We start from the raw sequence: 21,021 nt of genomic DNA on the forward strand, positions 1-21,021 counted from the left end.
GGCTAACCTAACTACGTCCTCGGGCGGCCGTCCCGTGGCCACGTCCCCTGTGCACCTTGCAATTCGAGAGAAGGCCCGTCTCCATGCGCCACGCCAGAGCACTCCCCCTCTCCCGCCGCGGCCTCCTCGCCGCGGGCGGCGCCGTCGGCCTCGGCGCCCTGGTCACCGCCTGCGGCAGCGAGGACGGTTCGGGTTCCGGCAAGGACGCCAAGGGCGGCGGCTCCTGGTCGTTCACCGATGACCGCAAGAAGAAGATCAGCCTCAAGGGACGCCCCGAGCACATCGTGGCGTACATCGGTGCCGCGGCCGCGCTCTACGACTTCGGTATCGACAAGCAGATCACCGGCATCTTCGGTCCCAGCAAGCTCAAGAACGGCAAGCCGGACGTCCAGGCGGGGGACTTCCCCGTGGACCACGCGCAGTCCCTGGGCAACGCCTGGGGGCAGTTCAACGTCGAGAAGTACGCCACGCTCACCCCGGATCTGCTGATCACCAACATGTTCGACCCGGGCGCGCTCTTCTACATCCCGGACGACAGCAAGAAGAAGATCCTGGAGCTGGCCCCGAGCGCCGCCATCACCACCGGCCGCGTCTCCATGCTGGAGCCCATCAAGCGCTACGCCGAACTGGCCGAGGCGCTCGGCGCGGACCTCAATGCCAAGAGGGTCACCGACGCGAAGAAGCGCTTCGAGAAGGCCGCCGAAGAGCTGCGCAAGACGGCCAAGTCGCACCGGATCAAGGTCATGGCCTGCTCCGCCAGCGCCGGCCTCTTCTATGTCTCCAACCCCAAGGTCAACGCCGACCTGATCTATTTCAGCGAGCTCGGTGTCGACTTCGTCCAGCCCCGCAAGACCGACAAGGGCGGCTACTTCGAGAGCCTGAGCTGGGAGAACGCCGACAAGTACGACGCCGATGTGCTGTTCCTCGACAACCGCACGGCCACCCTCCAGCCCGACGCCCTGACCGGCAAGCCCACCTGGTCCAAGCTGCCCGCCGTCAAGGCCGACCAGATCGCCCCCTGGAGCAGCGAGCCGCGGTTCTCCTACGCGGGCGCCGCCCCGCTCATCGAGTCCCTCACCAGGGCGATCCAGGACGCGAAGAAGGTCAGCTGACCCGCCGCCCCGGCCCCCACGGCAAGCGAAGGGAAGTCCCCTCCCATGACCACCGCAGCCACCACCACCCCCACCGCCGTCCCGTTCCGCTTCTTCGACGCGCGGGTGGTGCGCACCCGTGTCCTCGGACCGTCCATGGCCCGGATCACCTTCGGCGGCGCGTGTCTCAAGGACTTCGCCACCGGAGGCCGGGACCAGCGCTTCAAACTGTTCCTGCCGCATCCGGGGCAGCCCGCCCCCGTCGTGCCCACCGAGCACGGCGAGGGCTGGTTCGCCGCCTGGCGGGCCATGGACCCGGCCGTCCGCGGGGTCATGCGCTCCTACACCGTGCGCGACCAGCGCCATGAACCGGACGAGGTCGACGTGGACTTCGCCCTCCACGAGGACGGGGGTCCGGCCGCGCGCTGGGCCGCCCGTGCCGAGGCGGGCGACCGCGTCACCCTGCTCGGCCCCACCGAGGCCGACAACGCGGGCGTGGACTTCCGCCCGCCGCCCGGCACCGACTGGATCCTGCTGACCGCCGACGAGACGGCGCTGCCCGCCGTCGCCGGCAGCCTCCAGTGGCTCCCCCCGGGCACCCCGGCCAAGGTGTGGATCGAGGTCCAGCACGCCGAGGACATCCAGGAACTGCCCACCGTCGCCGATGCCGAGATCACCTGGCTGGTCCGCGACGGCGCCCGGCCCGGCACCCCGCGCCACGCCCTGCTGCTGGACGCCCTGCGCGCCGCGGAACTGCCCGAGGGCACTCCGTACGCCTGGATCGCCGGTGAGGCCGGGACGGTGCGCGAGGTGCGCCGGCACCTGGTCCGCGAACGCGGCTTCGACCGCAGAGCCGTGACCTTCACCGGCTACTGGCGCCTGGGCGCCTGTGAGGAACAGCTCGTCGAGGAAGCCGTGTCGGGCACCGCCCCCGCGGAAGACGACTGACCCCTCCCGTTCCCCCGCTTCCCCTCCTTCTCGTATCCCCCTCGTATCCCCGCACCCGAGCCCATCCCCCACACCGCTCCCCACCGGCCGACGGACCACTGGCCGCCGGTGCGCCCCGGCGCGCGCGGCCCCGCCGCCCGGGGCACCCGCACGCCCACCCGCCCGCGGAGGCACTCCCCCCGCATGCCCGCTTCCAGAAGGGACAGACCGTGAGTTTCCTCGCGCAGACCGCTGAGGACCCCTCGTCGGATTCGATACCTGTGGCGGCGGATGGCAGAGCCCACCTCTTCAACGACCGTACGGCCGAGCGCTACCGCCGCTCCGTGACCGACGGCGTCGATCTGGTGGCCTCCACCGTCGCCCGCACCGACCGCCCGTTCACCGGCGTCACCCCCGCCGAACTGGCCCCGGAGATCTCCGGTATCGACCTGGCGCGGCCGCTGGGCGACGCGGACGCCGCGCTCGAGGAACTGAAAAGCGTCTACCTCAAGGACGCCGTCTACTTCCACCACCCCCGCTACCTGGCCCATCTGAACTGCCCGGTGGTGATCCCGGCCCTGCTCGGCGAGGCGGTCCTGTCCGCCGTCAACTCCTCGCTGGACACCTGGGACCAGAGCGCGGGCGGCACCCTGATCGAACGCCGGCTGATCGACTGGACCACCGAGCGCATCGGCCTCGGTGACGCCGCGGACGGCATCTTCACCAGCGGTGGCACCCAGTCCAACCTCCAGGCGATGCTGCTCGCCCGTGACGAGGCGTGCAAGCTGGTGGAGAAGGAGGCGGCGGCCACCGGAACCGGTGAGATCCCGCCCAAGTCCGCCATCCTGCCGCGGCTGCGCATCCTCACCTCCGAGGCCAGCCACTTCTCCATCCAGAAGGCCGCCGCCATCCTCGGGCTCGGCTACGAGGCCGTCATCCCGGTCCCCTGCGACCAGGACCGGCGGATGCGCACCGTCGCCCTGGCCCGGGAACTCGACCGCTGCCGCCGGGAGAACCAGGTGGTCATGGCCGTCGTCGCCACCGCCGGGACCACCGACTTCGGCTCCATCGACCCGCTGCCCGAGATCGCCGGACTCTGCTCCCGCTACGGCACCTGGCTGCACGTGGACGCCGCCTACGGCTGCGGACTGCTGGCCTCCCCCACCCGCCGCCACCTGCTGAACGGCATCGAGCGCGCCGACTCGGTCACCGTGGACTACCACAAGTCCTTCTTCCAGCCGGTGAGTTCCAGCGCGGTGCTGGTCCGTGACCGCAGCACGCTCAGCCACGCCACGTATCACGCGGACTACCTCAACCCCGAGCGCAGCGCCAAGAACCTGATCCCCAACCAGGTCGACAAGTCCATCCAGACCACCCGCCGCTTCGACGCGCTCAAGCTGTGGCTGACCCTGCGCATCATGGGCGCGGACGCCATCGGCGGACTCTTCGACGAGGTCGTGGACCGCGCCGCCGAGGGCTGGAGCCTGCTGGACACCGACCCGCGCTACGAGGTCGTCACCCGGCCCCAGCTCTCCACGCTGGTGTTCCGCTATGTCCCGCCCGCCGGGGAGGGTTGCGACCCGGCCCTCGTCGACCGGGCCAATCTGCACGCCCGGGAGGCGCTGGCCGCCTCCGGCGAGGCCGTGGTGGCGGGCACCGTCGTCGACGGCCGCCACTACCTGAAGTTCACGCTGCTCAACCCGGAGACCTCACTGGGCGACATCGCGTTCGTCCTCGACCTCCTCGCCGAGCACGCCGGTCAGTACCTGGCCCTGCACATCGAGCCCGAACTCAGCCACTCCCGCGCCAGCTGAGCCGCTGACCGCCGACCCCACTCGGAGACCCCCCGTGTCCACCCCGCACACCCTCGACTTCATCGCGGTCGGACTGGGCCCCTACAACCTGGGCCTGGCCTGCCTCACCGAGCCGATCGACGAACTCGACGGCCTGTTCCTGGAGAGCAAGTCCGACTTCGACTGGCACCCGGGCATGCTGCTGGACGGTGTCACCCTCCAGACCCCGTTCATGGCCGACCTGGTCACCCTGGCCGACCCCACCTCGCCGTACTCCTTCCTGAACTACCTGAAGGAGTCGGGGCGGATGTACTCCTTCTACATCCGCGAGATCTTCTACCCGCTGCGCGCCGAGTACGTCGCCTACTGCCGCTGGGCCGCCGACAAGCTGCGCAGCGTCCGCTTCGGCCACGAGGTGACCCGGGTCGAGTACGACGAGGCCGACGGCGTCTACACGGTGCACGCGGTCCGCACCGCCTCCGGTGAGACCGCCACCTACCGCGCCCGCCACCTCGTCCTGGGCACCGGCACCCCGCCGTACATCCCCGAGCCCTGCCAGGGCCTGGGCGGCGATCTGCTGCACAACGCGCAGTACCTGGAGCACAAGGAAGCCCTCCAGGCCAAGGAGTCCATCACCGTCGTCGGCAGCGGCCAGAGCGCGGCCGAGATCTACCAGGATCTGCTGGCCGATATCGACAGCCACGGCTACCGGCTCAACTGGATCACCCGCTCCCCGCGATTCTTCCCGCTGGAGTACACCAAGATCACGCTGGAGATGACCTCGCCGGAGTACGTGGACTACTTCCACGCACTGCCCGAGGACACCCGCTACCGGCTGGAGTCCGAGCAGAAGGGCCTGTTCAAGGGCATCGACGCGGACCTCATCAACGGCATCTACGACCTGCTGTACCAGAAGAGCGTGAGCGGTCCGGTGCCCACCCGGCTGCTGACCAACACCGCGCTCACCGAAGCCTCGTACGACGAGACGAGCGGGACGTACACCCTCGGGCTGCACCACACCGAGCAGGGCCGGGACTTCTCCCTCACCACCCAGGGGCTGGTCCTCGCCACCGGCTACCGCTACCAGGTGCCCGCCTTCCTGGAGCCGGTGCGCGACCGCATCCGCTGGGACGGCCACGGCCGCTTCGACGTCGCCCGCAACTACAGCATCGACACCACCGGGCGCGGCATCTTCCTCCAGAACGCCGCCACCCACGCCCACAGCCTCACCTCGCCCGACCTGGGCATGGGCCCCTACCGCAACTCGTGGATCATCCGCGAGCTGCTGGGCCGCGAGCACTACCCGATCGAGAAGGCCATCGCCTTCCAGGAGTTCGGCGCCCCGGAAGGAGCCGTGTCATGACCCTCTTCACCCGCGACGACGACCGGTTGGGCGGCTTCGCGCTGCGGCCGCTGGACCCCGCGGCCGACGCGGCGCTGCTGCACGGCTGGGTCACCCACCCCAAGGCGTCCTTCTGGATGATGCAGGACGCCGACCTCGCGGCGGTCGAGCAGGAGTACCGGCGGATCCACGAACACCCGCACCACGAGGCGTTCATCGGGCTGCACGAGGGCCGTCCCGCCTTCCTCGCCGAACGCTACGACCCGGCCCATGTGGACCTGGTGGGGCTCTACGAGCCCCAGGAGGGCGACCTCGGCATGCACTTCCTGTGCGCGCCGACCGAGACCCCGCTGCACGGCTTCACCCTCGCCGTCATCACCACCGTGATGGAGTTCTGCTTCTCCGACCCGGACGTCCGGCGCGTCGTGGTCGAGCCGGACGTCCGCAACGCGGCGGTGCACGCGCTCAACGCGGCCGTCGGGTTCGAGGTCGTCGAGAAGATCGCCAAACCGGAGAAGGACGCCTATCTGAGCGTGTGCACGCGTGAGCGGTTCGAGGCCGTGCGTGCCGCCGGTGCCTCCGACGGCTCCGCCGCCGGAACCCGTCCCCGTAACCCCCATGGAGTGACCCGATGAGCCCCCGCGACGCCGTCTCCCACCTCACACCCGGCCTGTGGGAGCGGGCGGGCCGCCTGCTCATCCGCAAGGCGCTCGCCGAGTTCAGCCATGAGCGGCTGCTGACGCCCGTCCTCGAGGACGACGGCCGCTACGCCGTACCGAGCGACAACGGCGCCTCGACGTATCGTTTCGCCGCCCGTGTGCTGACGCTGGACCACTGGCTGGTGGACGCCGACAGCATCACCCGCCACGGCCGCGACGGCGCCGAACTCCCCCTCGACTCACTCGACTTCTTCATCGAGATGCGCTCCACGCTGGGGCTGAGCGAGGAGATCCTGCCGGTCTACCTGGAGGAGATCAGCTCCACGCTGTCCGGCAGCGCCTACAAACTGGCCGCCGAACCGGTGGGCGCCGCGCAGCTCGCCAAATCCGGCTTCCAGGAGATCGAGACGGGGATGACCGAGGGTCACCCCTGCTTCGTCGCCAACAACGGCCGTCTCGGCTTCGGCGTCCATGAATACCTCTCCTACGCCCCCGAGACCGCGAGCCCGGTCCAGCTCATCTGGCTCGCCGCCCGCCGCGACCGCTCCACCTTCACCTCCTGCGCCGACCTCGACTACGACACGCTGGTCCGCTCCGAACTGGGCGAGGAGTCCCTCGCCCGCTTCGCGGACACCATGACCGGCCTGGGCCTGGACCTGGCCGATTACCACCTGCTGCCGGTGCACCCCTGGCAGTGGTGGAACAAGCTGTCGGTCTCCTTCGCCGCCGAGGTCGCCCGGCAGCACCTGGTCTGCCTCGGCCCGGGCGAGGACGACTACTTCGCCCAGCAGTCGATCCGTACCTTCTTCAACACCAGCGACCCGTCCAAGCACTATGTGAAGACCGCGCTGTCGGTCCTCAACATGGGCTTCATGCGGGGCCTGTCCGCCGCCTACATGGAGGCCACCCCGGCCATCAACGACTGGCTGGCGGGCGTCATCGAGGCCGACGACACCTTCCGCGCGGCGCGCTTCTCGATCATCCGTGAGCGGGCGGCCATCGGCTACCACCACCGGCAGTACGAGGCCGCCACCAACCGCTACTCCCCCTACCGCAAGATGCTCGCCGCGCTGTGGCGGGAGAGCCCCGTCCCCACGCTGGAGCCGGGCCAGCGGCTGGCCACCATGGCCTCGCTGCTGCACACCGACACCGACGGCAACTCCTTCGTCAGCGCCCTGATCGAGGAGTCCGGCCGCACCCCGGCCGAGTGGCTGCGCGGCTACCTGGACGCGTACCTCACCCCGGTGCTGCACAGCTTCTACGCGTACGACCTCGTCTTCATGCCGCACGGCGAGAACGCCATCCTCGTCATCGAGGACGGCGCGGTGGGACGCGTGATCTTCAAGGACATCGCCGAGGAGATCGCGGTCATGGACCCGTCCGCGGTGCTGCCCCCGGCCGTCGAGCGCATCCGCGCGGACGTGCCCGAGGACATGAAGCTGCTGTCGGTCTTCACCGATGTCTTCGACTGCTTCCTGCGCTTCCTCAACGGGATCCTGGTCGACGACGGTGTGCTGACGGAGGACGCCTTCTGGCGCACGGTGGCCGACTGCGTCACCGCGTACCAGGAGTCCGCCCCGCAGCTCGCGGACAAGTTCGCCCAGTACGACCTGTTCGCCGAGGACTTCGCGCTGTCCTGCCTCAACCGCCTCCAGCTCCGCAACAACAAGGAGATGGTGGACCTCCAGGACCCGGCCGGAGCCCTCCAGCTCATCGGCACCCTGCGCAACCCGATCGCGCGCTTCCGCCCGGCGGACTGAGCCGGGGCGGACGGACGGGTCGGGGGGCCCCCCCCCCCCCCGGGGGGGGGGGGGGGGGCCCCGCGGGGCCCTCACGGGGGGGGGGGGGGGCGGGCGGGGGGGGGCCCCCCCCCCCGCAGGGGTCCGGGGGGGGGGGGCCCCGGCTCAGCTCTCAGGGGCCTCACGGTTCCGGGAAGACCGCCGTCCGCAGGACGGACCGCGCCTGGGCGAGCGTGACGGCGGACGGGCGGTGGAGACAGGCGGAGGCGAGCACCAGTTCGTCGCCCGCGCGCCCCGCGCCCTCCTCCACCGGACGCCAGCCGGTCAACTCCCGTGTACCGCCCGCCGCCCGGCAGGACCGGCCCGGACCGGTGGCCATGAGCTCCGCCCGCGCACCGCCCTCCCCCATATGGCCGCGCTGCAACCGGAAGACGATCAGGCCCTCTCCGGGCCGCAGCGCCGACCGGCGCACGCAGTACCGCTGGACATCGGGGCACGGGGCGGCCCTGGAGGACGCGGACGACACCGACACGGCTGTTGGCCGCGTACCGGCCAGCCCGACCGGATCACGCCCCGGCCGCACCGGCAGCGCCCGTCCGCTCCAGCCGTCCGGCAGCCGGACCGTCATCCCCGCCAGCGCGGCGAAGCGGAACGTACCGGCGGTGGCCGCCGCGCGCGGAGCGGCATTCGGGCGGTAGACGGCCTCGTCCCCGCCCCGGACCGGGGCCACCACATTGATGACCGTCAGGGCGGCGACCGCTCCCCCGGCCAGCCCGGCGGCCTGCCGGCGTCGGCGCCGCAGCACCCGTTCCCGTACCCGCAGCATGCGGTCGGCGGGCGCGCCGGGCCGCGGAACGGCCCGTTCGAGCAGCGCTCTCAGCTCCCGCTCGTCATGTGTCGTCCCGTGTCGCGTCGGCTCGTCCCGCGCCGGTCGCTCACCACCCACGCCCGTCACCACCCTCGCCCTCCGCCTTCCACCGATTCGGTCCGCGGCACCAGCGACTGCAAGGTGCGCAACGCTTTCGACGCCTGGCTCTTGACGGTGCCCGCGGTGCACCCCAGCACCTCGGCGGTGTCCTCGACGCTCAGGTCCTCGAAGTACCGCAGCACCACCACCGCCCGCTGCCGCCCCGGCAGCCGCCGTACCGCGGCGGCCAGCGACTGCTCCAGGTCCACGCTCTCGAAGGGGTCCGGTGCGGCGGTCACGTCCGGCAGCTCGTCATGCGGGACCTCGCCGCGCCAGCGCCGCCGCCACCAGGAGGCGTGCGTATTGACCAGGGCCCTGCGGACGTACGCCTCCGGGTTGTCGGCCGCGATCCGCCGCCACTTCGGCCAGACCTTCGCCAGTACGGTCTGGAGCAGGTCCTCGGCCAGATGGGCGTCCCCGGTCAGCAGCCACGCGACGCGCAGCAGCCGCGGTCCGCGCGCGGCCACGAACTCCTCGAAGCCCGGTGTCGCAGCGCTCACCGCGGTCTCCTCGCCTCGTGCCCGTGTCCGCACCGTCACTTCTCCACGCTTATCCACGCTTATCCACATGGTGGACGGCGCGGGGCGCGAATCGGGGCGGCCCGGGGCCGGGTGTCCCCCGACCGGCGGTCAAGAACACCCGGCGCGGCGGTCGGGCGTCAGTCGTCCTCCGCCCACGCCCGGCGTTCGGCCGCCGCGAGCCAGCCGAGGTACCACTCGGCGAAGGTCAGCCGTTCCTTGCCCGCACGCCGGATGGGCTGCACCCCCTCGCCGACGGCCTGGACGTCGTCCCAGACGGTGCCGCGCTCGGGGCCGGTGACGGCGAGGACCGTGTAGTAGGCACAGCCCTGGGAGCTGATGTACAGGGCGCCCTCGGTGAGTTGGTCGCGCAGCTCGTCGTCCCGCCGGTCCCAGGCGTGATGGGCCGCCCGGAACGTCTCGTCGTCCGGGTGGGCGTCGCGCCGCGGCTCGGCCTCCTCATGGGCGTCGAGGAGTTCCATCACCGCGGCGGGCCGGAAGGTCCGCCGCAGATATCCGGACGCGGCGGCGACATTCTCCGTATCGGGCGTCCGCAGGGGGAACAGCCCGTAGTCGGGCCCGGCCCCACCCGCTCCGACCTCCAGCAGGAAGCCGCGGTACTCCTCGGGGAGCGTGACCCCCCACACCTCCTCGGCGGCGAGCAGCTCGGCCTCGGTCAGGGGCGGCCGCAGCTCGAAGCCGTGCCCTGACGTCCCCCACGACGCCCCGAAGACCTTCGACGCCCCCGGCGCCTCCCGCAGCGCGAGCACGCGCTCGCGCACCCCCGTCCATGTTCCGCTCATGGATGCGACGGTATCGCCGCAGCTCGGAGCGGGTCCGATGAATTTCCTCCACACCAGGGGTCCACCCTTCACCGGCCCGCACCCGCTCGCACCCGAAGGAGCCCCGATGTCCACCCTGCGCGATCTCCTCCAGTCCCATGTCGACAAAGGACCGCTGCCGGGAGCGGTGGCCCTGGTGGCCCGCGGCGACGAGGTGGAGGTGGCGGCCGTCGGCACCACGGACCTCGGGGGCGGCACACCGATGGCCCACGACACGATCTTCCGGATCGCCTCGATGACCAAGCCGATCACGGCCGCGGCGGTGATGACGCTGGTGGACGAGGGCCGGATCGCGCTGGACGACCCGCTCGCGCGCTGGCTCCCGGAGCTGTCGTCCCCGTCCGTCGTCCGTACGCCCGCCGGCCCGGTCGACGACGTGGTCCCGGCCGCCCGGCCGATCACCGTGACCGATCTGCTCACCTCACGTACGGGCCACGGCTTCCCCGCGGACTTCTCCCTCCCCGCCCTCGCCCCGCTCTTCAGCGAACTGAAGCAGGGCCCGCCCCAGCCCCAGCACGTCGCGCCCCCGGACGCCTGGATGGCCGCTCTCTCCCGTATCCCCCTGCTGCACCAGCCCGGCGACGCCTGGCTCTACAACCTCTCCTCCGACCTCCAGGGCGTCCTGATCGCCCGCGTCACGGACCGGCCCCTCCCCGAGTACCTGGCGGAACGGCTCTTCGAGCCCCTCGCCATGACCGACACCGCCTTCGCGGTCCCGCCCCACGCGCTGGACCGCTTCACCGCCTACTACGGCGCCGACGAGTCCGGCGCCCCCCAGCTCCTCGACGCCCCCGACGGCCAGTGGAGCACCCCTCCGGCCTTCCCCTCCGGCGCCGGGGGCCTGGTCTCCACCGCCGACGACTGGCTCGCCTTCGCCCGTATGCTCCTCGCCGACGGCACGGCCCCCGACGGCCGCCGCGTCCTCACCCCCGCCTCGGTCGCCCGGATGACCACCGACCACCTCACCCCGGCCCAGCGCGAGGCGGGCGCCCTCTTCCTGGAGGGCCAGGGCTGGGGCTACGGCGGCTCGGTCGACATCACCCCCACCGACCCCTGGAACGTCCCGGGCCGCTACGGCTGGGTCGGCGGCACCGGCACGGCGGGCCACCTCATCCCCGCCACCGGGGCGGTCACGATCCTCCTCACCCAGCTCCAGATGACCGGCCCCACCCCACCCCCACTGACCCGCGCCTTCTGGCACCACGCCGCCACCGTCTGACCCGACCCGGAAACCCCGGCGGCCTCCGGATCACCACCCGCTACACTGTCTGGCGGCGGCACGGCCCTCACCGGCCACCCTGCCGCCAGACCGTCGGGCCTCCGTAGCTCAGGGGATAGAGCACCGCTCTCCTAAAGCGGGTGTCGCAGGTTCGAATCCTGCCGGGGGCACCACGCGTTTCCGCTCTGCCCTGGGGTTCCCCCCAGGGGGGCGGCGCCTTCTCCGGCCTCGGACGCTTCGTCCGGGGCCGTTTGCGGCGTGCGCATCATCGTCGACGCCACCGACCCGTTCTGCCCCAAGTCCGGTGTCAAGCGGGCCGGGGTCGGGGCGTCCGCCACCGTCCAGCTGACGCGGGGCGGCAGTTTCCACGTGACGGGCAAGCACCGCCAGGCCCCCGACCACGAGCTGTACATGTACAACCACGCGGGCAAGAAGTACAAGACAAAGACGATCCTGCGGGACAAGATGCTCGACCTGCGCTGCATTTCGCAGCCGGCCTGCCAGCTCCAGAACATCGCCGCCGAGGGCTGACCCCGCCCATGCCCGCCGGTAGGGGCGGTGGGATGATCCAGGGGCGGCTTCCCGCAGCGGGAGACCGCCCTGGAGGGAAGATCATGAAAGTCACCTTCGGCAACGCCCAGTCCAGCAAAGCCACTTTGGGAAGTGCCCTCTTCTACGCCGTGAACGTCACCGTCAGCTCATCGCTGATCGGCCTGGTCGTCGACCGGGCATGGGCCTCCTTCGCAGACGGCCCCTGGGACCCGCTGCTCTACGGCGAGAGCAGCGATCTGCTTTTCCCCGCCGCCTGCCTCCTCGTGCTGACGGTGGCCCGCCTCATTCTGCCCCCGGCGCCGCGCTGGAAGGCCATCCTCGTCGACAGCTCCCTCTACCTGCTGACGCTCCTGATCTGCTATGGCACCGGCTCCCTGGTGGACGGCGAGGGCGTCGGCACCGCCTTCGGCGGGGCTTTCTTCGTCGCGCTCCTGTCCCTGTTCACGCTCCAGCTCCCCGCCGCCTGGGCTCTGATCGCCTGGGCCACCGGCCACCTCGACCCCGCCGCGCCCCGCGGCGAGCAGAGTCCGGCCTCGTCACCGGTCGGCAGTCTTCTTTGACGGTTTCACCGCCCAGGAGGTCATCTCCTCCAGCATCTTGCGGTTGATCGCCCCCGACGACGAGGCGGCGATCTTGTGCCGGGAGTCGATGACGAAGGTGAAGGACACCCCCTGGGACGGGATGACGCCCTTAGATCCGTGTTCCACGGACCGGACCGGGCAGACCACGCACGACGCCCGACAGCCTTGCCGCCGACAAGGCTTACAGCAACGGGCCCTGCTGCGACTACCTGCGAAGACGGGGCATTCGGCACACCATCCCGGAGAAGGTCGACAGCCAGGCCGCCCGCCTACGCAAAGGCTCACGCGGCGGACGGCCACCCGGCTTCGACGTGGAGCGATACAAGAAACGCAACACGGTCGAGCGGACGATCAACCGGTTGAAGCAGTCCCGAGCCGTGGCCACTCGCTACGACAAACGCGACTACATCTTCCTCGGCACCGCCACCACAGCCGCCCTGGCCATCTGGCTCCGAACATGATCGCCCGGACAAGTCCTAGGCGGTCGGGGCCGAGGAGTTCCGCCGCCCAGTCGGCTTCGTGGTTCGGGTCGATCCCGCGGCACGGCGGGCCTGGGCCGTGCGGCTGCGGCGGCCGCGCGTGGAGGAGCCGCTGCGCTTGGCACGTTCGACGACCGGTGCGGCGATGGTGACCGGGACACCGGAGGGTGCCTGGGCGCCGGTGATACGGCTCAGTTCGGCTTCGCCGGAGCGGACCTTGGTGGTCTGCGGGACGATGCCCGCGTCCGCCATCAGGCGGTCCATGGTGCGGCGCTGGTTGGGCAGGACGAGGGTGACGACGCTGCCGGACTCGCCTGCGCGCGCGGTGCGGCCACCGCGGTGCAGATAGTCCTTGTGGTCGCTCGGCGGGTCGACGTTGACGACGAGGTCGAGGTTGTCGACGTGGATGCCGCGGGCGGCGACGTTGGTGGCCACCAGGACGGTGACATCGCCGGCCTTGAACTGGGCCAGGGTGCGGGTGCGCTGGGACTGGGACTTGCCGCCGTGAAGGGCCGCGGCGCGGACACCGCTCTTCAGCAGATGCTTGGTGAGGTGGTCCACCGCGTGCTTGGTGTCCAAGAACATGATCGACCGGCCTTCGCGGGCGGCGATCTCGGTGGTGGTGGCGTGCTTGTCGGCGCTGTGGACGTGCAGTATGTGGTGCTCCATCGTCGTGACCGCGCCCGCCGAGGGATCGACGGAATGGACCACCGGGTCCGTCAGATGACGCCGGACCAGGAGGTCGACGTTGCGGTCCAGGGTGGCCGAGAAGAGCATTCGCTGCCCCTCGGGCCGCACCTGGTCGAGCAGCGCGGTGACCTGGGGCATGAAGCCCATGTCGGCCATCTGGTCGGCCTCGTCCAGGACGGTGATGCCGACCTGGTTGAGCCGGCAGTCACCGCGCTCGATGAGGTCCTTGAGCCGTCCCGGCGTGGCGACGACCACCTCGACCCCGCCGCGCAGTGCGCTGGACTGACGTCCGATCGACAGTCCGCCGACGACGGTGGCCACGCGCAGCTTGAGCGGCCGGGCGTAGGGGGTGAGGGCGTCGGTGACCTGCTGGGCCAGTTCCCGGGTGGGGACCAGGACCAGTGCCAGCGGCTGGCGGGGCTCGGCGCGCTGCCCGGCGGTACGGGCCAGCAGGGCCAGGCCGAAGGCCAGCGTCTTGCCCGACCCGGTACGACCGCGGCCGAGAACATCACGTCCGGCCAGCGAATTCGGCAGCGTGGCGGCCTGGATGGGGAACGGGGTGGACACGCCTTCCGCGGTGAGGGCCGCCAGGAGCTCCGACGGCATGTCCAACGCGGCGAAGGTCTCGGCCGGGGGCAGCGCGGGAGTGTGGGTGACAGGCAGGGCGAACTCTCCCTGCCGTGCCGCGGGACGCCCTCCGGGGCCCCCGGAACGACCCGTGCCGGAGCGGTTCGGCCTACCTGAGCGGTGGCCGCCACGGCCCGAGCCGGACGAACCGGCGGAGCGGGAGTAGCGGTCATTCGTGCGGGCTGTGCGATTCATGGAAACCTTCCTCGATGCGGTACGTCGAGGAATTCCCGGCGGCAATGGGCCGCGCACAGAGAATCGCAAGAACGAACCGATGAAATGAGAGGGAACGAAGCGGGTCGGGAATATGTCGACCCTGCGCGCCGAAGCGGAACCGGCAATGCCGCAAAGCAGAGCGACTGGCCGCCCGCACGCCGCGTGTGCGGCTGTTGTGGGGCACGCGGGAACACCGAAAAGCAACGAGCTGGGGCCCGCACCCACGGTGCGGGCCCCAGCTACGGTGTTACGCGTGAGCGTCAGGCGGGAACGATGTTCTCGGCCTGCGGGCCCTTCTGGCCCTGCGTGACGTCGAACGTCACCTTCTGGCCCTCCTGGAGCTCACGGAAGCCCTGGGTGGCGATGTTCGAGTAGTGGGCGAAGACGTCGGGGCCGCCGCCATCCTGCTCGATGAAGCCGAAGCCCTTTTCCGCGTTGAACCACTTCACGGTGCCAGTAGCCATGTCTTGTCTCCTTCGGGGCAGTGCCCGGAGCCCACACCGTGCGAGCTCCGTGTCGCTGCGTTGATTGCCCGTCCGGAACACCGGAAATCCTGAAGCGCTCAGCCGTCGTATGTGACGGCGAGCACACACAAAGTCTTGGGAACCACAACTGCAACTGGATCGACGGTAGCACGGCGCCGACGGCCATGCGTGGCACTTGATCCCGAGGCTTTCGAGAGCGCAAGAAACCCTTGCCGCGCCAGTAGCCATTTCTGTGGTTGCGGCATGAGATATTCGGAGCGGATGCCCGCCCGCATTCGACCGAAATATCCGTCGAACTCCTCGGCTCCCGCCCTGGCCCCGCAGGCCCGGGCATGCACGGGGCAGGCAACCACCGCGTCCCGGAGGGACGGGTACTGGAGACGCCGCGGCTGCGCGGTCGAGGGCAACACGAGCGGGCAGCGAGACGGCACGCGGCGCTCGGACCATAGCCGAGCCCGATCCTGCGGGGGCACCTGCCCCGCTTCACACCCCGCCCTCGTCCCGGCGGACGTCCCGGCGGCGCGGGGAGCCCGGGGGCTCGAAGGACTCCAGGGCTTCCAGGACGTCCTGGACCCGGGAGATCTCGGCGTTGATGTCCTCGCGGCGGCGCAGCACGAGCTGGAGCTCCCGGCGGCCCTCGTCGATCGTGAGCTCGGCCTCGCGCTGTGCTGCGATCCGGAGTTCGGCGGCCTCGCGGAGGGCCGCGGATCGCTTGTCCTCGGCTTCCTTGAGCAGGGTCTCGGCCTTCCGCACGGCCTTGATGCGCACCGAGGCGGCCTCGGTCTCGGCCGCTCGGACGACCATCTTGGCCTTCGCCTGCGCCTCGGCGAGCTCTTCCTCGGCGGCACGGACGAGGGCGTCGGTGCGGTCACCGGCCGATCTCAGGGACTTGGCGATCTCCTTCGCGGCCAGTTCGCGCAGTTCATCGATCTCGGCCTGGGTGCGGAGGCGGGCCGTGTTCGTGTCCGCCGTCGCCTGGGCCGGTTTCGCGGAGGACTTGGCCGCCTCTTCGATCCGCTGGACCGCCTCCTGCCATGCCTCCCCATTCTGCTTCTGGCTCGCTTCCGCCGCCTCACGGAGCTGCCGGGACTCCCGCTCGGCCGTCCCGACGATCTCGTCGGCGCGCCGCTTCGCCTCGTCGAGCAGGCGCAGCGCCTCGGTCTCCGCCTCCACCACGCGGCCGCGTGCCGAGGCCAGCAGCTCTTCGCTCTGTGCTCCGGCCCGTTCCGTCTCGTGGTCGGCCTCGGCCCGGAGGGTGGCGCTGTAGGTCTCGGTCGAGCGCCAGATCTGCCAGGCCCGTTCCAGGAGGCGGGCGGAGAGGGTGTCGGTGTAGCCGAGCTGGACGATGTCGAGGGGGTTCTGTTCGGGCAGGGTGACGACGTGGTCGACGAGCAGGGTGCTCAGTGCGGCGTGGACGGCCGCGGCGTCCTCGGGGCGGTCCTCGGGGCGTTTGGCCAGCAGGCTGAGGGTGAGTTCGTCGAGGGATCGCGGGAGACCCTCGACGAGATCGGCCGGTGGCACCGGTTCGGCCTCCGCCTGCATCCGCAGGACCGCCAGCGGGCTGGTGCCGGTGAAGGGCGGGCGGCCGGTGAGAACGTGGTAGAGGAGGCAGCCCAGGGAGTACAGGTCACTGCGGTGGTCGATCTCGCGGAGACCTTCGGCCTGTTCGGGGGACATATAGGGAGGGGAGCCGACCAGGGCGCCGGTGACGGTGAGTTCGTGGATGCTCATGGTGTCGCCCAGGAACTTGGCGACACCGAAGTCGAGCACCTTGACCGCGCCTTCGGGGGTGAGCAGGACATTGGCGGGCTTGATGTCCCGGTGGATCACGTCCCGGCTGTGCGCGGCGTGCAGGGCCTGGGCGATCTGCCGGGCCCATCCGACGGCGACCGGCCACGGGGGCGTGGACTCCTTGAGCCGCTGGCGGAGGGAGACGCCACGGACGAGCTCCATCACGAAGTAGAGGGTCCGGCGTCCGCTGATGGGCTCTTCGCCCCAGTCGTGGACGGTGACGATGTTCGGATGGGACAGCCGTCCGGCCAGCCGCACCTCGCGCTGGAACCTGGCCTGTGTCTCGCCCTCCTCCCCCAGGGGCAGCGAGTGGACGAGTTTGACCGCCACCTCGCGCCGCATCCGTTCGTCCTGGGCGGACCAGACCTCGCCCATGCCGCCGACGCCGAGTCGTTCGCCGATGCGGAACCGATCAGCGAGAAGTACGCCCTGCACCCCGTTCCCTCCCTCGCCCGGACCCCACGCCGACGGACGGCGGCGGCCGATTCGGGTCGTGCCTCAGATATCAGCTCCCCCGGGCGGTTCAGGTTCCCCCCGAGTCGCCCGAGCTTCCGTATGAGCCTCCCGCGAGCCGTCGCAGCCGACGGGATTCCTCGGTGAGGCGGTGCGCGACACCGCCGGAGCCCGCCGCGCCCTCCAGCCCGCTGTCCAGCAGTTGTGCGGCGAGACCGGTGAGGTAGTGGGCCGCGGTGAGGAGATGGTCGTCCGCGTCGACGGATCCGCCCCGTCCGGCGGACACCAACGTGGCGTTGGCGTCGTCCAGTACGTGCTGGATCTGCTGGACGATCTCGTCCCTGACGTCATCCGCCATCCCCACCGCACGGCCGGTCTGGCCGAGGGTCGAATGGCAGGCGCGGATGAGCTCCCCCAGCAGCCGGACCTCGCGGGTGACCATGGTGGTCCCCAGGGCCGCGGGGCTGATGTACCCCGTGGCGATGCGGCTGCGCGCCGAGGACGGTTCATAGCGGCGGAGGTCGATCGCGCTGGTCGCGCCGAGCGCGGCGCGGAAGCACGGATGGACGTGGAGCTCGGTCTCGTGCGGCTGCGCCGGCAGGTCGTCCCCGCCCGCGAACACCACGTCGTTCCCGCGCCGCACCCCGAGGAAGCCCACCCCGTACAGGACGTCGATGACGCCGGAGGGGGTCAGCGCGTGCGCGTACGCCGGGAACAGCTCGTGGAGCGTCTCGGCCGCCGTCCCGAAACGGGCGTCGAGGGCGGCCCGGGTGACCACATAGCCGGTGTTCTGGAAGAGCGGGAAGAGGCGCTTGAGGAAGGGGTGGGCGACGAGGTACTCAAGGGAGAGGTCATTGAGCTTCCACGCCGAGAACTGGCGGGTCGCCTGGCGGACGTCGTCCTCCGTGATCCGGTCGCGGCCGTTCATCAGCCAGGCCGTCTCCTGGCAGAGGTTGAGGAACTGGATGGCGTCCCGGGGACGGGGCAGACAGCGGCGGAAGAGGTAGGCCGCGGTCTCCTCACCGCCCACCGTCTCCGGGAAGAGCTCCCGCCACAGCCGCTCGGCGGTCAGCCCGGCTCCGGCGGAGGCGCGTGCGCGCGCCAGGGCGAGGTCACGCAGGGCCTGTTCGGTCCAGGCGATCCGCAGTTCGTCGCCGTGGAACTTGTCGCCCTCCCCGAAGGAGAGTGAGTCATAGATGTCCGAGCGCAGGAACAGCAGGAACCGGATGGCGCGCCCGTAGAGCCCGGCCGCGTACTTGGCCGCCAGCAGCAGGCCGATGACCATCGAGTTGCTGTCGGACTCCGCGGACCACACCTGCTCGAGCTGGTCGACCATGAGCAGCAGGGGTCCGTGGGCGCCGTCGCAGCCCAGGTCGGCCAGCACCCTGGTCACGCCCTGCTCCACGATCTCCAACTGCCGGGCGGCGCGGGCGCCTTCCGAGGGGGAGGACGCCAGATCGGCAGCGGCCCTGATGCCGAACGCCTCCAGGGAGAGGGAGGTCTGGAGACCCCGCACTCCCCGCGCCAGCCGGTCGTCCAGCCGTCCGCTGTCGAGTTCGCCGTTCTGCTTCAGGAAGCGGGCCAGCGCCTTGACCGAGCGGGGCTTGTCGGCGTGCGTCCCCTTGGCGTGCGCGACCAGGTGGCGGGCCGCGTGCACGGCGAAGACGTACCGCCAGATCAGGGCCTTGGCGGAATCGGCGGGGAGTCCCTGGAGCTCGAACCGGCGGATCTCCTCCCCCGCGGTTTCATCAGGGGTGACGAGGACCTTGCCGTCGGTGTGGGCTCCGTCCGCCATGAGCTGCATGCAGATGGCGCTCTTACCGGATCCCTTCCGCCCGATGATCAGCATCTTCCGGCCGGTCACCGCCCCGCGGTAGGCGGCGGTGGGCAGGAAGGCCCCGCGTAACAGCAGTCCTTCGGTCACGTCCCGTTCGGCGTCCTCGCGCCCGAAGTGCAGGTCCGCGAGGAGCGGTCCGTCAGCCATCCCTACCAACCCCCTGGTGTCAGCCCGTCGATGAGCACGGGCCTGCATGACCCACGGTATCCGTACGGACACACATCAGGGTCACGAACGCCGGGGACACGGGCGTCCGGGGGGGGCGGGGTCACGGTGGCGGGGAGCCGTCAGGCGATCCAGGTGCCGGTCAGTCCCTGCACCGCCGAGCCGTCGACGTCCGCCAGCTTCGTTGCGGTGAAGGCGCGGGCCCAGTCGGAGGTCTGGAGGCGGAAGGCGGGGGCGTCGGCGGTGAGGGCCTCCAGGACGGTGTCGGCCGCTTCGGCCGGGGTCTGGGCGCCGTTGAGGAACTGGGCGGTGGTGCGCTCCAGGTAGGCGCGCAGGGTGGGGGCGTACGCACCCGCGGCGGCGACCTCCGCCTCCAGGTCGAGGCTGATGTTGTTGACGAACTCGGTGGCCACCGCGCCGGGTTCGACGACCGAGACCGCGACGCCGAGGGCCCGCGCGACCGGGGCCAGGCTCTCCATGTAGCCCTCGACCGCGAACTTGGCGGCGCAGTACGCCTCGTTGAAGGGCTGGCCGATGACCCCACCGACGCTGGTCACGGTGATCAGGCGGCCGCCGGTGGCGCGCAGGTGCGGGAGGGCGGCCTTGGAGAGGTGGAGGACGCCGAAGAAGTTGACCTCCATGACCTCGCGGACATCGGCGACGGTCTCGTTCTCCAGGGTGCCCAGGTGACCGGCGCCCGCGTTGTTGACCACGGCGTCCAGACGGCCGTATTCGGCGATCACGGCGTCGACGAGTGCGGTGGCGGCGGTCTCGTCGGTGACGTCGAGACGGCGGATGTCCAGGTCGACGCCCGCGGCCGAGGCCGCCTCGCGCAGGGCCACGGCGCGGGCCGGGTCACGGAGGGTGGCCACGGTCGTCCAGCCGGCCTGGGCCGCGGCCACGGCGGCGGCCAGGCCGATACCGGAGGAGGTGCCGGTGATCACGACGACCTTGGAGTCGTTGGTGTCCTGGGAGCCGAGGGAGGGGGCGGAGGAGGACATGGGGGGCCTTTCCTTGGGGGCGCTGATGCGACCGTTTATGTGCGTGCACACACACTTTAAACATTGTGTGCGTGCACACGCAACCCGGGTATGCTCGGGCCATGGCACAGCGCAAGCTCACCCAGGCGGAGATGCCCGTCGCGGACCACGCCTTCTACGGTCTGGTCTGGGCCGGGACCGTGCTCACCGACCGTGTGGACCGCGCCCTGATCAAGGCACACGATCTGCCGGTCTCCTGGTTCGAGGTGATGCTCTGGCTCGCCTCCAGCCCCGATCCGGTTCCCGCCTCCGTGCTCGGCAACAGCACGATGCTCAGCCGCAGCCAGGTTTCCCGGGTGATCGACGCCCTGCGGAACCGCGGGCTGGTCACGCGCACGCCCGCCGCGCACGACGCCCGCTCCGTGGAGATCAGCCTCACCCCCGAGGGCCGTACGCTCTTCGAGGAGGCCGACGCCACCCGCCGTGCCTGCCTCGCCCCGGTCTTCACCGACCTCCTCGACGAGGACGACCTCACGGCGCTCAGCCGGGTGTGGCGCAAGCTCAAGGAGAAGAAGGGCGAGGTCTGAGCGGACCGGCCACGCCGTACCGCGCGGCCGCGGGGAAAACGCCTGGAGGACGGCCTGCGGCGGACCTACGCTCGACCCCATGCCGCCGGCGAAATCCTCGTGGGTCTGCCTCCCCTGCCGGGCCTCCTACAAGCAGCCAGGGGACTCCCGTCATCCGGAACGGCGCTGTCCGCGCTGTGCGGAGCCGCTGATCCACGTCGGGGCCGCGTTCGCGCCGCCCCCGCGCCGGGACACCGAGGGGTGGCGCACACTCGCGCTGCTGCTCCGGGAGGGCATCCGCTTCCCCATGGGCTGCAGTTGCGGACCCGGCTACCGGCCGCGCACCACGGCCGAGGTGCGGGAACGTATGGCGTACGCGCGGTACAGCGGTGAGCCGCCCGCCGTCGCGCTGCTGCGCGCCGAGGTGCCGTGGCCCGCGCCGAGCGGCACTCCGGGGCCCGGACGGCGACGCCGGAAGCGGGGACGGTGAGGGGCGGACCCG

The 21,021-nt window shown here is 71.1% G+C and carries 20 protein-coding genes, 1 tRNA gene and 1 pseudogene; 13 read left to right on the top strand and 9 right to left on the bottom strand.

From position 1 onward, the window contains the following. The first annotated feature begins 83 nt into the window (after nucleotides 1-83). From NMK44_RS16090 to NMK44_RS16115, 6 genes are all read left to right on the top strand, one after another. Nucleotides 84-1,112, top strand: coding sequence for an ABC transporter substrate-binding protein (locus NMK44_RS16090; protein ID WP_254743544.1), 1,029 nt, complete (start codon nucleotides 84-86; stop codon nucleotides 1,110-1,112). Between the two features lie 45 nt (nucleotides 1,113-1,157). Then, the gene (locus NMK44_RS16095) at nucleotides 1,158-2,039 is read left to right on the top strand and encodes a siderophore-interacting protein (protein ID WP_254743545.1); all 882 of its coding nucleotides are present in this window, start codon (nucleotides 1,158-1,160) and stop codon (nucleotides 2,037-2,039) included. A 209-nt stretch (nucleotides 2,040-2,248) separates the two neighbouring features. Continuing rightward, on the top strand, nucleotides 2,249-3,832 hold the full coding sequence (locus NMK44_RS16100) for a pyridoxal phosphate-dependent decarboxylase family protein (RefSeq protein ID WP_308358467.1): 1,584 nt from the start codon (nucleotides 2,249-2,251) through the stop codon (nucleotides 3,830-3,832). Between the two features lie 34 nt (nucleotides 3,833-3,866). Then, a complete protein-coding gene (locus NMK44_RS16105) occupies nucleotides 3,867-5,174 on the top strand; it encodes a lysine N(6)-hydroxylase/L-ornithine N(5)-oxygenase family protein (protein WP_254743546.1) in 1,308 nt (435 codons plus the stop codon). Then, nucleotides 5,171-5,788: a GNAT family N-acetyltransferase gene (locus NMK44_RS16110; RefSeq protein ID WP_254743547.1), complete on the top strand. Its 618-nt coding sequence runs from the start codon at nucleotides 5,171-5,173 to the stop codon at nucleotides 5,786-5,788. Before NMK44_RS16105 ends, NMK44_RS16110 begins: the two co-directional genes overlap by 4 nt. After that, nucleotides 5,785-7,572: an IucA/IucC family protein gene (locus NMK44_RS16115; RefSeq protein ID WP_254743548.1), complete on the top strand. Its 1,788-nt coding sequence runs from the start codon at nucleotides 5,785-5,787 to the stop codon at nucleotides 7,570-7,572. The genes NMK44_RS16110 and NMK44_RS16115 overlap by 4 nt, the downstream gene beginning before the upstream one ends. Before the next feature lie 160 nt (nucleotides 7,573-7,732). Here the strand turns inward: NMK44_RS16115 and NMK44_RS16120 are convergent, their stop codons facing one another. From NMK44_RS16120 to NMK44_RS16130, 3 genes are all read right to left on the bottom strand, one after another. Beyond that, entirely contained in the window at nucleotides 7,733-8,497 is a 765-nt protein-coding gene (locus NMK44_RS16120; protein WP_254743549.1) for a hypothetical protein, read from the bottom strand. A gap of 5 nt (nucleotides 8,498-8,502) precedes the next feature. After that, a complete protein-coding gene (locus NMK44_RS16125; protein ID WP_254743550.1) occupies nucleotides 8,503-9,018 on the bottom strand; it encodes a SigE family RNA polymerase sigma factor in 516 nt (171 codons plus the stop codon). 158 nt (nucleotides 9,019-9,176) lie between these two features. Beyond that, nucleotides 9,177-9,839, bottom strand: coding sequence for an SMI1/KNR4 family protein (locus NMK44_RS16130; RefSeq protein ID WP_254743551.1), 663 nt, complete (start codon nucleotides 9,837-9,839; stop codon nucleotides 9,177-9,179). 106 nt (nucleotides 9,840-9,945) lie between these two features. Between NMK44_RS16130 and NMK44_RS16135 the strand changes: the two genes are divergently transcribed. From NMK44_RS16135 to NMK44_RS16150, 4 genes are all read left to right on the top strand, one after another. Continuing rightward, nucleotides 9,946-11,097, top strand: a complete 1,152-nt coding sequence (locus tag NMK44_RS16135) for a serine hydrolase domain-containing protein (protein WP_254743553.1) — start codon at nucleotides 9,946-9,948, stop codon at nucleotides 11,095-11,097. Between the two features lie 97 nt (nucleotides 11,098-11,194). Beyond that, nucleotides 11,195-11,270, top strand: a tRNA-Arg gene (locus NMK44_RS16140). 85 nt (nucleotides 11,271-11,355) lie between these two features. Beyond that, a complete protein-coding gene (locus tag NMK44_RS16145; protein WP_254743555.1) occupies nucleotides 11,356-11,628 on the top strand; it encodes a hypothetical protein in 273 nt (90 codons plus the stop codon). 83 nt (nucleotides 11,629-11,711) lie between these two features. Further along, on the top strand, nucleotides 11,712-12,209 hold the full coding sequence (locus NMK44_RS16150; protein ID WP_254743557.1) for a hypothetical protein: 498 nt from the start codon (nucleotides 11,712-11,714) through the stop codon (nucleotides 12,207-12,209). On the opposite strand, the gene NMK44_RS16155 is transcribed toward NMK44_RS16150, so the two are convergent. Then, a complete protein-coding gene (locus NMK44_RS16155; RefSeq protein WP_254743559.1) occupies nucleotides 12,186-12,356 on the bottom strand; it encodes a hypothetical protein in 171 nt (56 codons plus the stop codon). The genes NMK44_RS16150 and NMK44_RS16155 overlap by 24 nt on opposite strands. Between NMK44_RS16155 and NMK44_RS16160 the strand changes: the two are divergent. Further along, nucleotides 12,344-12,691 (top strand): annotated as a pseudogene (locus NMK44_RS16160) (transposase); the annotation flags it as partial. The gene NMK44_RS16155 and the pseudogene NMK44_RS16160 sit on opposite strands and share 13 nt — an antisense overlap. 15 nt (nucleotides 12,692-12,706) lie before the next feature. On the opposite strand, the gene NMK44_RS16165 reads toward NMK44_RS16160, so the two are convergent. The 5 genes from NMK44_RS16165 to NMK44_RS16185 all read right to left on the bottom strand — a co-directional run bounded on the left by NMK44_RS16165 (nucleotide 12,707) and on the right by NMK44_RS16185 (nucleotide 19,974). Further along, nucleotides 12,707-14,221 (bottom strand): DEAD/DEAH box helicase, encoded by a 1,515-nt coding sequence (locus tag NMK44_RS16165; protein WP_254743561.1) that lies wholly within the window; start codon nucleotides 14,219-14,221, stop codon nucleotides 12,707-12,709. A gap of 281 nt (nucleotides 14,222-14,502) precedes the next feature. Beyond that, nucleotides 14,503-14,706 (bottom strand): cold-shock protein, encoded by a 204-nt coding sequence (locus NMK44_RS16170; protein ID WP_095578638.1) that lies wholly within the window; start codon nucleotides 14,704-14,706, stop codon nucleotides 14,503-14,505. Nucleotides 14,707-15,210: 504 nt separating this feature from the next. Continuing rightward, nucleotides 15,211-16,953 carry a serine/threonine-protein kinase gene (locus NMK44_RS16175; RefSeq protein WP_254743563.1) on the bottom strand — a complete coding sequence of 581 codons (1,743 nt, stop codon included), beginning with the start codon at nucleotides 16,951-16,953 and terminating at the stop codon, nucleotides 15,211-15,213. A gap of 88 nt (nucleotides 16,954-17,041) precedes the next feature. Further along, the gene (locus NMK44_RS16180) at nucleotides 17,042-18,955 is read right to left on the bottom strand and encodes a P-loop ATPase, Sll1717 family (RefSeq protein WP_254743565.1); all 1,914 of its coding nucleotides are present in this window, start codon (nucleotides 18,953-18,955) and stop codon (nucleotides 17,042-17,044) included. Nucleotides 18,956-19,095: 140 nt separating this feature from the next. Beyond that, nucleotides 19,096-19,974, bottom strand: a complete 879-nt coding sequence (locus NMK44_RS16185) for an SDR family NAD(P)-dependent oxidoreductase (RefSeq protein ID WP_254743567.1) — start codon at nucleotides 19,972-19,974, stop codon at nucleotides 19,096-19,098. 101 nt (nucleotides 19,975-20,075) lie between these two features. Here NMK44_RS16185 and NMK44_RS16190 point away from each other — a divergent pair, with 101 nt between their 5' ends. After that, the gene (locus tag NMK44_RS16190) at nucleotides 20,076-20,540 is read left to right on the top strand and encodes a MarR family winged helix-turn-helix transcriptional regulator (RefSeq protein WP_254743569.1); all 465 of its coding nucleotides are present in this window, start codon (nucleotides 20,076-20,078) and stop codon (nucleotides 20,538-20,540) included. Between the two features lie 79 nt (nucleotides 20,541-20,619). Next, complete coding sequence (locus NMK44_RS16195) at nucleotides 20,620-21,009, top strand: deoxyxylulose-5-phosphate synthase (protein ID WP_254743571.1); 390 nt, start codon at nucleotides 20,620-20,622, stop codon at nucleotides 21,007-21,009. The last annotated feature ends 12 nt before the right edge of the window (nucleotides 21,010-21,021 follow it).

The organism is Streptomyces cucumeris (assembly GCF_024295805.1).
Taxonomy (GTDB): Bacteria; Actinomycetota; Actinomycetes; order Streptomycetales; family Streptomycetaceae; genus Streptomyces; species Streptomyces cucumeris.